11 protein-coding genes and 2 riboswitches are annotated in these 13,712 nt (G+C 61.0%); of the genes, 1 reads left to right on the forward strand and 10 read right to left on the reverse strand.

The window, feature by feature from the left end:
- Positions 1 to 4: 4 nt before the first annotated feature.
- The 5 genes from nrdE to metE form a co-directional block, all read right to left on the reverse strand.
- Complete coding sequence (gene nrdE, locus IB264_RS08420) at positions 5 to 2,158, reverse strand: class 1b ribonucleoside-diphosphate reductase subunit alpha (protein WP_113568508.1); 2,154 nt, start codon at positions 2,156 to 2,158, stop codon at positions 5 to 7.
- On the reverse strand, positions 2,128 to 2,544 hold the full coding sequence (nrdI, locus tag IB264_RS08425; RefSeq protein WP_057209889.1) for a class Ib ribonucleoside-diphosphate reductase assembly flavoprotein NrdI: 417 nt from the start codon (positions 2,542 to 2,544) through the stop codon (positions 2,128 to 2,130). Before nrdI ends, nrdE begins: the two co-directional genes overlap by 31 nt.
- Positions 2,545 to 2,561: 17 nt before the next feature.
- The gene (nrdH, locus tag IB264_RS08430) at positions 2,562 to 2,783 is read right to left on the reverse strand and encodes a glutaredoxin-like protein NrdH (RefSeq protein ID WP_025429316.1); all 222 of its coding nucleotides are present in this window, start codon (positions 2,781 to 2,783) and stop codon (positions 2,562 to 2,564) included.
- A 301-nt stretch (positions 2,784 to 3,084) separates the two neighbouring features.
- Positions 3,085 to 3,311, reverse strand: a riboswitch (cobalamin riboswitch).
- 151 nt (positions 3,312 to 3,462) lie between these two features.
- Positions 3,463 to 4,263 (reverse strand): acyl-CoA thioesterase, encoded by an 801-nt coding sequence (locus IB264_RS08435; RefSeq protein WP_057221904.1) that lies wholly within the window; start codon positions 4,261 to 4,263, stop codon positions 3,463 to 3,465.
- A complete protein-coding gene (gene metE, locus IB264_RS08440) occupies positions 4,260 to 6,614 on the reverse strand; it encodes a 5-methyltetrahydropteroyltriglutamate--homocysteine S-methyltransferase (protein WP_107027441.1) in 2,355 nt (784 codons plus the stop codon). The genes IB264_RS08435 and metE overlap by 4 nt, the downstream gene beginning before the upstream one ends.
- Before the next feature lie 97 nt (positions 6,615 to 6,711).
- A riboswitch (cobalamin riboswitch) is annotated at positions 6,712 to 6,932 on the reverse strand.
- A 462-nt stretch (positions 6,933 to 7,394) separates the two neighbouring features.
- Here metE and IB264_RS08445 point away from each other — a divergent pair.
- Positions 7,395 to 8,339 (forward strand): LysR substrate-binding domain-containing protein, encoded by a 945-nt coding sequence (locus tag IB264_RS08445; protein ID WP_057209885.1) that lies wholly within the window; start codon positions 7,395 to 7,397, stop codon positions 8,337 to 8,339.
- Here IB264_RS08445 and IB264_RS08450 read toward each other — a convergent pair.
- From IB264_RS08450 to IB264_RS08470, 5 genes are all read right to left on the reverse strand, one after another.
- Positions 8,297 to 9,034, reverse strand: a complete 738-nt coding sequence (locus IB264_RS08450) for an aspartate/glutamate racemase family protein (protein ID WP_057221902.1) — start codon at positions 9,032 to 9,034, stop codon at positions 8,297 to 8,299. The genes IB264_RS08445 and IB264_RS08450 overlap by 43 nt on opposite strands.
- 5 nt (positions 9,035 to 9,039) lie before the next feature.
- Complete coding sequence (locus tag IB264_RS08455; RefSeq protein ID WP_025429311.1) at positions 9,040 to 9,861, reverse strand: ABC transporter permease; 822 nt, start codon at positions 9,859 to 9,861, stop codon at positions 9,040 to 9,042.
- 1 nt (position 9,862) lies between these two features.
- A complete protein-coding gene (locus IB264_RS08460) occupies positions 9,863 to 10,777 on the reverse strand; it encodes an ABC transporter permease (protein ID WP_107027442.1) in 915 nt (304 codons plus the stop codon).
- Positions 10,778 to 10,866: 89 nt separating this feature from the next.
- Positions 10,867 to 12,165 carry a PotD/PotF family extracellular solute-binding protein gene (locus IB264_RS08465; protein WP_057209879.1) on the reverse strand — a complete coding sequence of 433 codons (1,299 nt, stop codon included), beginning with the start codon at positions 12,163 to 12,165 and terminating at the stop codon, positions 10,867 to 10,869.
- Between the two features lie 32 nt (positions 12,166 to 12,197).
- On the reverse strand, positions 12,198 to 13,286 hold the full coding sequence (locus IB264_RS08470) for an ABC transporter ATP-binding protein (RefSeq protein WP_057221900.1): 1,089 nt from the start codon (positions 13,284 to 13,286) through the stop codon (positions 12,198 to 12,200).
- Positions 13,287 to 13,712 lie beyond the last annotated feature (426 nt).

The following is a 13,712-nucleotide window of genomic DNA, read 5'->3' on the forward strand; positions in this document are numbered from 1 at the left end:
AGTATCAAAGCGCGCAGGAAACGCAGCCCTGCACTTCCGTGCCGGACAGCGCCATCTGACGAAGGCGGATGTAGTAGATCGTCTTGATGCCCTTCTTCCAGGCATGGATCTGCGCGCGGTTGATGTCGCGGGTCGTTGCCGTGTCCTTGAAGAACAAGGTCAGCGAAAGCCCCTGGTCGACATGCTGGGTCGCAGCCGCATAGGTGTCGATGATCTTCTCCGGACCGATCTCATAGGCATCCTGGTAGTAGTCGAGATTGTCGTTGGTCATGAAGGCCGCGGGATAATAGACGCGGCCGATCTTGCCTTCCTTGCGGATCTCGATCTTCGAGACGATCGGGTGGATCGAGGAGGTCGAATGGTTGATATAGGAGATTGAGCCGGTCGGCGGCACCGCCTGCAGGTTCTGGTTGTAGAGGCCGGATGTCATCACCGCCTGCTTGAGTTCCAGCCAGTCTTCCTGCGTCGGGATATCGATGCCTGCGGTTTCGAACAGTTCGCGCACCCGCTCGGTCGCCGGCTTCCATTCCTGTTCGGTGTACTTGTCGAAATAGTCGCCCGAGGCGTATTTCGAGTTCTCGAAGCCCTTGAAGCTCGACCCGCGTTCGACGGCGATGCGGTTGGAGGCGCGGATGGCGTGGTAGGTCACCGTGTAGAAGTAGATGTTGGTGAAATCGACGCCTTCGTCCGAACCGTAATAGACCCGTTCGCGGGCGAGATAGCCGTGCAGGTTCATCTGGCCGAGGCCGATCGCATGGCTGTCGTCATTGCCCTTCTCGACGGAGGGAACCGAGGCGATATGGCTCATGTCGGAGACCGCGGTCAGCGCCCGGATCGATGTCTCGATCGTCTTGCCGAAATCGGACGAATCCATCGCGGCGGCGATATTCAGCGAGCCGAGATTGCAGGAGATGTCCTTGCCCAGGTGCTTGTAGGACAGGTCGTCATTGTACTCGCTGGCTTCGCTGACCTGGAGGATTTCTGAGCAGAGGTTGCTCATGGTGATGCGGCCGGCGATCGGGTTGGCGCGGTTCACCGTGTCTTCGAACATGATGTAGGGATAGCCCGACTCGAACTGGATTTCGGCCAGCACCTGGAAGAACTCGCGCGCCTTGATCTTCTTCTTGCGGATCCGGCTGTCGGCGACCATTTCCCGATATTTTTCCGTGACCGAGATGTCGGTGAAGGCAACGCCGTAGACGCGCTCCACGTCATAGGGCGAGAACAGGTACATGTCCTCGTTGTTCTTGGCGAGTTCGAAGGTGATGTCGGGAACGACGACGCCCAGCGACAGCGTCTTGATACGGATCTTCTCGTCGGCGTTCTCCCGCTTGGTGTCGAGGAAACGCATGATGTCGGGGTGGTGGGCGTTGAGATAGACGGCGCCGGCACCCTGGCGGGCGCCAAGCTGGTTGGCGTAGGAGAACGAATCCTCCAGCAGCTTCATCACGGGAATGATGCCGGACGACTGGTTTTCGATCTGCTTGATCGGGGCGCCGGCCTCGCGGATGTTGGTAAGCGACAGCGCCACGCCGCCGCCGCGCTTCGACAATTGTAGCGCCGAATTAATGCCGCGCGCGATCGATTCCATGTTGTCCTCGACCCTCAGCAGAAAGCAGGAGACGAGCTCGCCGCGCTGCTTTTTGCCGGCGTTGAGGAAGGTCGGGGTCGCCGGTTGGAAGCGACCGGAGATGATCTCGTCGACCATGTCGCGCGCCAGCGCCTCGTCGCCGCGCGCCAGCGTCAGCGCCACCATGCAGACCCGGTCCTCGTAGCGCTCGAGGTAGCGCTTCCCGTCGAAGGTCTTCAGCGTGTAGCTGGTGTAATATTTGAAGGCGCCGAGAAAGGTCGGGAAACGGAACTTCTTGTCATAGGCGTGATCGAACAGGTCGCGCACGAAGTTGAACGAATACTGGTCGAGAACCTCCTGCTCGTAGTAGCCCTCGGTGACGAGGTAATCGAGTTTTTCGCGCAGGTTATGGAAGAACACGGTGTTCTGGTTGACGTGCTGCAGGAAGTACTGCTTTGCCGCCAACCGGTCCTTGTCGAGCTGGATCCGGCCGTCCTCGTCATAGAGGTTCAGCATGGCGTTCAGCGCGTGGTAATCGAGCGCCGATTCCGTCGCCTTCAAGGGGCGTTCGAGTGTTGAGACGTCCAAAATCGTTCCATCCCGTTTTTGACATTGGCGACGTCCTCATCGGTTCCCAACAGTTCGAACCGGTAGAGATAGGGCACCTGGCACTTGGCCGAGATCACGTCGCCGGCGATCCCGTAGGTCGCGCCGAAATTGCTGTTGCCCGCGGCAATCACGCCGCGGATGTGGGAGCGGTTGTCCGCATCGTTGAGAAAGCGGATCACCTGTTTGGGCACGGCGCCCCGGCCGTCGTCGCCGCAATAGGTCGGGACGACGAGCACATAGGGTTCGTGCACGTCGAGCGGCGCGTCGGCCGCGCTGACGGGAATGCGTCTGGCGCGCAGGCCGAGCTTGCCGACGAAGCGATGGGTGTTTTCCGAGCGGGTGGAAAAATAGACGATCAGCCCCATCGCGCCGTACCTCGGCTTCAGGACAGTGCGCTGATCTTGTCGGGGCGGAAGCCTGCCCAGTGCTCCGGACCGGCGATGACGACGGGAACCTGCATGTAGCCAAGGCCCTTGACCGTCTCGAACGCGTCCTGGTCGACCGAAATGTCGATCACCTCGTAATTGACGCCCTGGCGGTCGAGCGCGCGATAGGTTGCGGTGCACTGGACGCAGGCGGGCTTGCTGTAGACGGTGACGTTCATTTCTTCCTCGTTTGGTCGGCTGGATCTGGGCATGAAAAGGCATGCGGATACGCACAAGCGATCCGGCGAAATGCAGGACTGGCAGGATGACCGCTTGCTCGGGTCGAGAAGACCCGGGCGCGGTTGTTCGTCAGATTCGCGGCTTCCCGCGCCTCTTCATTGGCGAATGATAGGAATTCGATGACGCGGACATGACTTCACCCCGAAGTTGAAGACGGCGCTTCCGGGGAGACGTCGAGACGATCAGGCAGGTTTCATCCTGCCCCATGCACACCTCTGACCTCTCCGGACACCCCGCCCGTGGACGTTTATCGATCGAGGCAGGTCTCCTGGCTCACGGGTCGGTGCTTCTGTCCGGACCTTCCCGATGCATCATGCTTCAGTGGCCGAATGCTGGACAGTTGCTCGCCGTTTACAGTTGCGGGGGCAGCCACGGCTTAGCCAAGCGAAATCGCTACGACGGCACCGTATTCCCATCTTCGCTCCCAATCCTTGCGAATCGGGAGAACCTCGAACACTAGATATAGTATATGTCGGGAAAATTGCGTCAATAGGTTCCATGTCGAAGCCACCTGGGAGGCGGACAATATTTTTTCGGGTGTGGATAGCGGGGAGTAAACGACAAGTGTCGGCGAAGCCTGTGGATGGAGAGCCGTCATTGACAGCTCTGCTGAAATCCTCAAGCCGCGAAGGCGGGAACAGGACGATTGTCCCCGTCGACTGCCACCATGATGAAGGCGCCATGGGCAGTCAGGGTCTGTTTCGCTCCCGTCAAATCCTCTGACCACAATTCGACATCGACCGTCGTCGAGCTCCGTCCGGTGCGCACAATCCTGGCGACAAGCTCGATGATCGAGCCAACGGTGATCCGGTGCTTGAAATCGATGCGCTGGCAGGAGGCGAGCACTGTCGTCTTGCGGCTCGCCCGTGTCGCCGCGCCGAAGGCGGCCTTGGTCATCTGCGCCAGCGCGTCGCCGCCAAACATGGCGCCGAAGCTGTTGGCCTGATCCGGAAAGACGATATCGACCATGCGCACGGCATCGTCTTTTGGCGCTCCGATCGCATCGGTGTCGAGAGAAGGCAACGACCAGCCGGCGCCCTTGCCCTCCGGCATCGCGACCATGGTGAACTGGCCGCGGGCGCACAGATCGCGGGTGCCGGCCGTCAGATCTTCCGCGATCATATCGACTTCGACGACCATCGAACGCCGCCCGACCCGGATCGGGCGGCCGCTGCAGCTGACGATATGGCCGATGTGGGCGGGGCCGCGGAAGTCGACGCGATCGCAGGAGGCGGTGACGAAGGGAACGCGGCCGTGGCGCGTGGCGACGATGAAGGCGGTCCGGTCCATGAGTGCGAGGCCCGCACGGCCGAAGAGCGTGCCGTGGTGATTGGTGTCGCCGGGAAAGACGATGTCGATCAAGGTGGCGGGCGCCGGGGTTTCCCCCGGCGCCTTCTCGATATTGCTATCGTCCGTCATGCGTTTGCGGCCTCTTGCCGGCCGGCAGTGAAGGATTGGCGCAGCGTTTGCGCCGCCGCGACCATGTTGACGAGCGCCGGGCGAACTTCCTCCCACCGCCTTGTTTTCAGCCCACAATCCGGATTGACCCAGATCTGCGCCGGCGTCAGACCGTCGGTCGCCTGTTCGATCAGATGCACCATCTCGTTGACAGTGGGTACCCGCGGCGAGTGGATGTCGTAGACGCCGGGGCCGATCTCGTTCGGATAGGCCTGATCGATAAAGGCGCCGAGCAGCTCCATCTTCGAGCGCGAGGTTTCGATGGAGATGACATCGGCATCCATTGCCGCAATCGCCGCCATGATGTCGTTGAACTCCGAGTAGCACATGTGGGTGTGGATCTGGGTTTCGTCACCGACGCCGGAGGCGCTGATGCGGAAGCACTCGACCGCCCAGTCGAGATAGGCCTTTCGATCGGCCTGTCTCAGTGGCAGTCCCTCGCGCAGCGCCGGTTCGTCGATCTGGATCACGGCGATACCGGCCGTTTCCAGGTCGGTGACTTCGTCGCGCAGCGCCAGTGCGATCTGCCGGCATACGATCGACCGGGGCAGGTCGTCGCGCACGAACGACCATTGCAGCATCGTCACCGGGCCGGTGAGCATGCCCTTCATCGGCTTGTCCGTCAGCGACTGCGCATAGGTTGCCCAATCGACCGTCATCGGGTTCGGGCGCGAGACATCGCCGAAGATGATCGGCGGGCGTACGTAGCGCGAGCCGTAGCTCTGCACCCAACCGCTCTGAGTGAACCCATAGCCGGAGAGCTGCTCGCCGAAATACTGCACCATGTCGTTGCGCTCGAATTCGCCGTGCACCAGCACCTCGATGCCGATTTCCTCCTGCCAGCGCACGGCCTTCTCCGTCTCCTGGCGCAGGTAGGCGAGGTAGTCGACATAGCTGAGCTCGCCCTTGGCATGCAGCGATCGTGCCTGGCGCACCTCTGACGTCTGCGGGAAGGAGCCGATCGTCGTCGTCGGGAAGAGCGGCAGTGCCAGCCTGTCTTCCTGCCGCCGCCGGCGCGTTGCAAAACTCGATTGACGGCGGCTGTCTGCTGCCGTCAGGTTCTTCAAGCGTCCGGCAACGAGTGGATCGTGGACCTTGAGCGAGGTCAGCCGTGCCTCGACCGCAGCAATCGATTTTGCAAAGACCTGCTCGGGATTGGCCAGGCCCGGCTCGAATGCGCGGGCAAGCAGGCTGAGTTCGTCCAGCTTCTGCAGGGCGAAGGCAAGCCAGGAGACGAGCTCCGGATCGAGCGCTCGTTCGAGATCGAGGTCGATTGGCACATGCAGCAGCGAGCACGATGGTGCAAGCTCGATACGATCGCGGCCATGCGCCTCGATCAACGGCTGCAGCCGGCGGAAGAGGCCGGCAAGATCGGTACGCCACACATTGCGGCCATCGACGACGCCGAGCGACAGCACAAGCTGTGCCGGTACCGTCTGAAGTAGCAAGTCGAGCTGTTGCGGCGCCCGCACGAGGTCGACATGCAGCCCGGCAACCGGCAGCGAAAGGGCTGTCGGCATGTTGTCACTGACCGCGCCGAAATAGGTCGCGAGCATGATTTTCAACTGCGGAAGTTCCGAGGCGAACGTCTGGTAGGTCAGCGCCAGCGCCTGGCGTTCCCGCTCAGTGAGATCGAGCACCAGGCATGGCTCGTCGATCTGCACCCATTCGACGCCGGCTTCCCCAAGCTCGGTGAGAAGCTTCGTATAAACAGGCAGCAGCCGCTCGATCAGATTGATGGTGTCGAATCCGCCGGCAAGCGCCTTGCCCAGTTTCAGGAAGGTGACGGGGCCGAGGACGACAGGGCGGGTGACATGCCCGAGCGCCTTGGCTTCGAGGAAGGCGTCAAGCGGCGCATTGCTCGTCAGCTCGAAGCGCTGATCCTCCGCGAATTCCGGAACCATGTAGTGGTAGTTCGTGTCGAACCACTTGGTCATCTCCAGCGCCTGGTTGCCCCCGTCGGGCCCGCCATGCGTGCAACCGGACGCGCAGGCGGCAGTCGTCGAACCGCGCGCCATGGCGAAATAGGCGTCGAGGTCGACCGGGCCGCCCTTCCAGCCATAGGCCGGTGGCACCGCACCAACCAGCACTGATGTGTCGAGAACCTGGTCGTAAAGCGAGAAGTCGTTCGATGGAATGATCTGGATCCCACGCGCCTTTTGCGCGGCCCAGTTTTCGGCCCGCAGCCTGGCGGCGACGTCGAGCAGGTCCTGTCTCTCGATCTTGCCGGCCCAATAACGCTCCAGCGCGAACTTCAGTTCACGGTGGCTGCCGATACGTGGAAAGCCGAGATTGGCTGTCTTGATGGTCATTTCCTTACCCCGAAGGTTGTGGGCAAGGCTTTGAATGCGACGCATCCACGACCGAGACTGGCTCGCTCGTCAAGGCGACACATCGGACACCCCGCCCGTGGACGTTATCTATCGCGGCAGGTCTCCTGGCTTGCGGGTCAACACGAACCGTCCCGTCTTCCCGAGGCGTCTCCCTCAGTGACATCATTGGACGACCGCTCGCCGCTTACAGTTGCGGGGGCAGCTCCGGCATGAGCGCCTTGCAGCGCCGCACCGAATTCCCTCTTAGCTCCGGCCTGTCGTCAGACGAGCCGCAGAACCACGATTGTTCGACAATGCCCCGCAAAGTCGACGGCGTCAATCGTATAAAGAAATGTTTATGTCTTTATTTTCTCCATTCGGCCGAGGTCGAAAGCTTGTCGCGAGGGCGGCGACGCGACTTCATCATTTGGCGTCTGCGGCGAAAGGGCACCGCCCGGATCAGAGCCCGCTACGTGCTGCCACGGATCAGCAACATCGCCCGCGCGCGCCCGGATGCTGTCATTGTCTCGCGTCAGGCCGATGTCCCTCAGTTGGAACTCGCTGAATGTATCGATGGTCGTCGTGGCGTCGGCAGCTCTCTTGGCCGAAGTCCAGACGTGGAGGATGATCGATCGCAGTGCGCTAAGCATTGCTAACCCCTTCAGTTCTGTGGTGATGTGTTCGCGAGAAAATTGAGGATTTTGGTGGTTTCGCGCAAAGCGATTTCTCGCATGCTGCCATAAAGAATGCTTATCTCACTTCATGAGCAAGATTCCCCCCATGAGTGCGGTGCGCGCGTTCGAGGCCGCAGCCAGGCACTTGAGTTTCACCCGCGCGGCGCAGGAGCTCGGCATGACGCAAGCCGCTGTCAGCTATCAAATCCGACTGCTGGAGGACCGCACCGGCACGCCGCTGTTTGTCCGTCTGCCGCGGGAAGTGCGCTTGACGGCTGCCGGACGGCAGCTTGCGCCGAAGGTGACCGAGGCGCTCGATCTACTGGGTACGGCGTTCTCCGAGATTGCCGACAAGACCGAGCATCACCTGCACATCTCGGTACTGCCAACCGTCGTCTCAAGTTGGCTTGGTTCCAGGCTCGCCTCGTTTCAGACAGCCCATCCAAACATCAGCATTCGCGTGCACATGTCCACGGAGCTGATCGACTTCAAGCGCGATGCGATTGATCTCGTGGTGCGCAGCGGCAACGGCGACTGGTCGGGCAATGAAGTGTTTCCTCTTTTCCCGATCGAATACATGCCCGTCTGTACGCCGACGTTCCTGGAAAAACATCAGCTGAAGGATCCGGCCGACGTTCTCACGGTGAGGCGCTTCGGCAACGCCAGCTGGTGGCGGCGCTGGATGACCGAAGCGGGCGTGGAACCGCCGGCCAGCAATGGCACTGAGCTGATCTTCGACGTCCAGGCAATGGATGTGGCCACCACATTGCTCGATCATGGCATTGCCATGGTCGTCTCCACCTTTGTGATTGAGGAGCTTCGCAGCGGAAAACTCGTCCGGCCGTTCAACCATGTGGTCAGGGATGGCCGTGCCTATTGGCTGGTCTATCCGCAAAGCCACCGGCGGCAGAACAAGATCCAGGTGTTTCGCGAGTGGATCATTGCCGAAGCCGCCACATCGAACGCGCAGCTGGCCGCCGTGGCCGGAGAGCTTCCCTCGGTACGGTCTCAAGCCGAGATCGGTGCGAGCGCGCTCATAAGACCTGAATAAGATTTGCTGAGCGGCGGAGCATAGGAGCCGCGCTTGCTGGTCGTCAGTCCTTGCGACACCAACGCCTCGGCCTGCTTGACGGCTGCCGATACGCCATCAATGACCGGAACGCCGTATTCGGCTTGAAGTGCGCGCGCAAGATCGGCCATCCCGGCGCAGCCAAGCACGATCGCCTCGGCGCCGTCCTCAACGAGCGCCAGCTCGATTTCGCATCGCAGCTTCGCCAACGCGGGCGAAGCCTTGTCCTCAAGCTGCAGCACCGGGATGTCCGCAGCGCGAACCTTCGTCCGGGCACTCATCCCATAGCGTATGACCAGGTTCTCGATAAGCACACGCGACCGCTCGAGTGTGGTTACGACGGTGAAACGCTGAGCAAGCATGGCGGCCGTCGCCACAGCGGATTCGCAAAGCCCGACCACGGGGATGCGGGCAAGCGCGCGGGCTGCTTCCAGACCAGTATCGTCGAAGCATGCGATGACGGCGGCGTTGGCGCCTGCCGCTTCGCCGTCCCGGATTTCGGTGAGCACGCCCGGAAGCGCGATCGCGCCATCATAGTGGCCTTCGATCGAAGCCGGTCCGGACTTGGACGTCCTCGCGATGATCTCCGTGTTCGGGCCCGCGACGGCGCGGGCTGCGGCCGCCGCCTTCTCGGTCATGGATAGGGTGGTGTTCGGATTGACGATCAGAATGCGCATCGAACCTAGCTCATTTTTACCTGCCGCCGACGAAGCGTCAGAATGACGGCAAGCGCGACGAGGATGGTGGTGAAGGAGAAGAGCGTCGTGACCGTGCCCAGCGCGTAAAGCACCGGCGTCGTCACATTGGTGGTCATTCCGTAGATTTCCAATGGCAGGGTGTTGTAGCTGCCCGAGGTCATCAGTGTACGGGCGAACTCGTCGTAGGAAAGGGTGAAGCCGAAGAGGCCGACCCCGATCAGGCTCGGCGCTATCATCGGCAGCACCACATGCCGAAACGTCTGCCACGGGGTGGCGCCGAGATCGCGGGCCGCCTCTTCATAGGCCGGCGAAAAGCGGTTGAAGACGGCAAACATGATCAAGACGCCAAAGGGTAGGGTCCAGGTAAGATGTGCGCCGAAGCCGGAGGAATACCAGGCGGGCTTCAGGCCAAACTGCTGGAAGACGACACCGATCCCGAGCGAGATGATGATCGAGGGCACGACCAGGCTGGCAACGGTCAGGTAGAAGAGGGCCGTCGCCCCCTTGAAGCGGTGGCGAAAGGCAAGGCCGGCGAGGAGCGCCACGACGACGTTGACCACCATCACCATCAGTCCCAGCGTGAATGAGCGGCGGAAGGACGCGCCGAAGTCGCCGACCGCCTGTTTCTCGAAGAGATTGTAGAACCAGTGCAGCGATAGTCCGTTCAACGGAAATGTGAGACCGCCATTCGGCCCCTGAAAGGACAGGATCAGCACCGCCGACAACGGCCCGTAGAGAAACAGCACGAACAGGGCGAAGAAGCCCGCGAGCAGGTAGAATTCAAGGGTGCGCCGCTCATGGTTCATCTCAGAGTTCCTTTCGGATATCAACGACCCGAAGGATCGCGGCGACCATCAGGAGCACGACGATCAGCAGCACTACCGCATTGGCGGCCGCAGCCGGATATTGCAGCAGTGACATCTGGTTCTTCATCATCAGCGCGACCGAAGCGCTCTGTCCGCCCGACATAACTTGAACCGTCGAGAAGTCGGCCATGACGAGGGTGACGACGAAGATCGAGCCGATGGCGATGCCGGGCTTGGCGAGTGGCAGGATGACGTTCCAGAGCACTTGCCGGCCGCTGGCGCCGCAGTCGCGCGCCGCTTCGATCAGCGAACGGTCAATGCGCATCAGCGTGTTGAAGATCGGCGTCACCATGAAGAGCGTATTGAGGTGAACCATGGCAAGCACGACAGCAAAATCGGAATAGAGCAGCCACTCGATCGGTTGCGGAATGATGCCGAGGTCGATCAGCGTCGAATTGACGAGGCCATTGCGTCCAAGCACCGGGATCCAGGAGATCATGCGGATGATGTTCGAGGTTAGAAACGGCACGGTGCAGATGAGGAAGAGCACCATCTGCATGGTCGTCGTGCGCACGTGGAATGCGAGGAAATAGGCGGCCCAGAAGCCGATCAAGAGTGTGAGGCACCAGACGAGGGCGGTGAATTTCAACGTGTTGAGATAGGTCTTCCACGTCACCCACGAACCGAGCGTGTCGACATAGTTCATGGTCAGGAAGTCCGGATAAAGCCCGGCAAAGTCGTAGTCCCAGAAGCTGACGACAAGAACCGTCAGGATCGGCAGCACGAAGAAGAACCCGAGAATGAGGATGAGCGGCAGCGCCTGCAGATAGGCGCCCAGCCTTTGCAGCCAAGCACGGACACTGCTGGGTCTACCGGCCAAGGCCTCCGATGGCTGCGAAATTGCCACTACCGCCATTGTTCATCCTCTCGCGTTGCTCGTCAGGTTCCGCTCGCTGCGGGCGGCCCCATTCGAGGGCGCGCCGCAGCGAGGGCGTTTCGTCTGCCTCAAGCCGCGATGAACTCGTTCCAGCGCTTGATCATGTAGCGATCCTCATCCATGACCGAGTTCCAGCAGGCGACCTTGCCCATGCGGTCTTCGAAGGAGCCGCCATCGCGCACGGCACCGGCCTTCTCCATGACCTTGCCCTCCGGCGAGAGGATATCGCCCTTTGCCGGCTTGCCCTCGACCCAGTAACCCCACTCGTCCTCGGACATGAAGCCCTTGGCCGTGTCCATGGCGGCCGAATAGTAGCCCTGACGGTTGAGATAGGCGCCGACCCAGCCCGACAGGTACCAGTTGATGTATTCATAGGCCGCGTCGAGCTGGGCGCCCTGGAGATGAGCGGCAAGGCCGAGGCCGCCACCCCAGGCGCGATAGCCTTCCTTGAGCGGCTGGTATTTGCACGCGATCCCCTTCGAGCGGACGGCGGCGACGGCCGGTGACCACATGGACTGGATCACCACTTCACCGGAGGCCATCAGGTTGACGCTCTCGTCGAAGGATTTCCAGAAAGCGCGGAACTGACCGTCCTGCTTGGCCTTAATGAGGAAGTCGATCGTCTGGTCGATCTCATCCGTCGTCATGTTGCCCTTGTCGGCATATTTGACGTTGCCCAAGGCTTCCATGATCATGGCGGCATCCATGATGCCGATTGACGGGATGTTGAGGATCGCGGCCTTGCCCTTGAAGGCCGGATCCATGATGTCGGCCCAGCTCGTGATGTCGCGGCCGACGAGATCCGGGCGGATGCCGAGGGTATCGGCATTGTAGATCGTCGGAATGAGCGTCATCCACTGGGTCGGCGACTTCGCGAAGGTCCTGGAAGCCTGCGCCTCGACAAAGCCGACGGTGTGCGGGGCGGTGCCTTGGGCGATAATGCTTTCGGGCTTCAGCTTGCCGTCGATGAACAGCGGGACGATCTTGTCGTAGTACTTGATTTTCGAGACATCCATCGGCTGCATCACTCCGGCCGGGAAGACCTTCTTGGCGATCCAGTATTCGATGTCGGCGATGTCGTAGGAATCGGGCTGCGTCACTGCCCGCTGGGCCGCGGCGTCCGAATCCGTCGCAGTCATTTCCAGTGTGATGCCGAGATCCTGTTTGCACTTCTCGGCAATGGCATTGATGTTGGAAACGCCGGTGCCGAACTGGCGCAGCGTGATCGGGTTTTGCGCCCAGATCGTCGGAAAGCCGGTGATCGCCCCGGACCCGGCAATCGCGCCGATTGCCGCCGCACCGGTCTTGAGCAGCGTGCGTCGGGACAGGCCCTCCTTCGAGGTCTTCGGTGTAGTTTCATTCGTCATGCGCAGTTCCCCTTTTTTTGATGGTTGGTCACTCATGCTGAAAGGCGACCGAGGGGGACGACATCCTCCAGGGCCCAGCTCAGGGACACCGCGTCGCCGACCGACACGGTTTTGTTGAAATAGTCGGCATCGCTGACGATCACTGTGAAGTCGTCGCTGCCGGCGCCACTGACGGTCAACTTCACCGAAGCGCCGCGATATTCGATGTTGGAGACCACCGCCTGAAAACCGAGGGTCTTTTCCGAGGCAGGCTCGAGGCGAACGCGGTCGGTGCGGATGCCGATGTCGATTGGCGCACCGATTTCCTGTGCGATGTCGCGAACGGCAAACCTCGGGCCACCGGCCGCCTCCATCTCGACGATCCCGTCACGGATGGCGCTCACTCGGCCCGAAAGCACATTGTGGTCGCCCATGAACCGGGCGACGAAGGCGGTTGCCGGCTGCTCGAAGACGATACGTGGCGCTGCCGCCTGCTCGATGCGGCCATCGTTCATCACCACGATCAGGTCGGCCAAAGCCATGGCCTCTTCCTGGCTGTGCGTGACATGGACGAAGGTGATGCCCAGCGTTTTCTGCAGCTTCTTCAGCTCTGCCCGCATGCGGATCTTGAGGAATGGATCGAGCGCCGACAATGGCTCATCGAGCAGCAGAGCTTCCGGTTCGGTGATCAAGGCGCGTGCGAGTGCCACCCGCTGCTGCTGTCCGCCCGAAAGCTGCGCCGGCCGACGGCCGGCATAGGCCTCCATCTGCATCAGCCTCAACATGGCCAGCGCCTTGGCCCGGCGTGTTTCCTTGTCGACGCCCTTCATCTTCAAGCTGAAGGCGACATTGTCGACGAGGTCGAGATGAGGAAACAGGGCGTAGGACTGGAACATCATCGCCGTATTGCGGCGGGCCGGCGGGAAATCGGTCACGACGACATGGCCGAGACGAAGGTCGCCGGACGAAATGCTCTCGTGGCCGGCAATCATGCGCAACGTGGATGTCTTCCCGCAGCCCGACGGCCCGAGAAAACAGCAGTAGCTGCCTGCGGGGATCTTGAGGCTGATGGCGTGCACGGCGGTTGTCGCGCCGTAGATCTTGGAAACAGATACGATATCGATTTCGGCGGCTTTCGGCATGATGGCTTCTCCTGATGACAGGGAAGAAGCATCAAACGTGCCAATCTCGTGCGGCGACGATAACTCTATATTTTCGTTTAGGAATCTAGTGTAACCGCCGAATCCGCAGTATCCGGCGCAACAACCTTCTGCTCACGAAATGAGCTTTTGTCGTCAATATTCGCCAATTATTGTATACGATCATGTGAATTTTTGAGCACAGGCACCACGCGCCTTTTGGCGAGAAGCCAGTCCGTTTTTCCTCCACCCGCCATCACGGTCGCGCATGGACGTCGGAACGTGACGCTTTCATGGAGAAACTGAAAAACAGCTGAGAACGTCTGTTACCAAACTGACAAGACAGCTCCCTAAACAGTGCGACCTAAGCACCGAACGGGAGCGACACGGCTTCCGGACGACATGCGCAATGACCATGGTCGGAGGCCC

Source organism: Ensifer sp. ENS11, from assembly GCF_014851895.1.
GTDB lineage: Bacteria > Pseudomonadota > Alphaproteobacteria > Rhizobiales > Rhizobiaceae > Ensifer > Ensifer canadensis.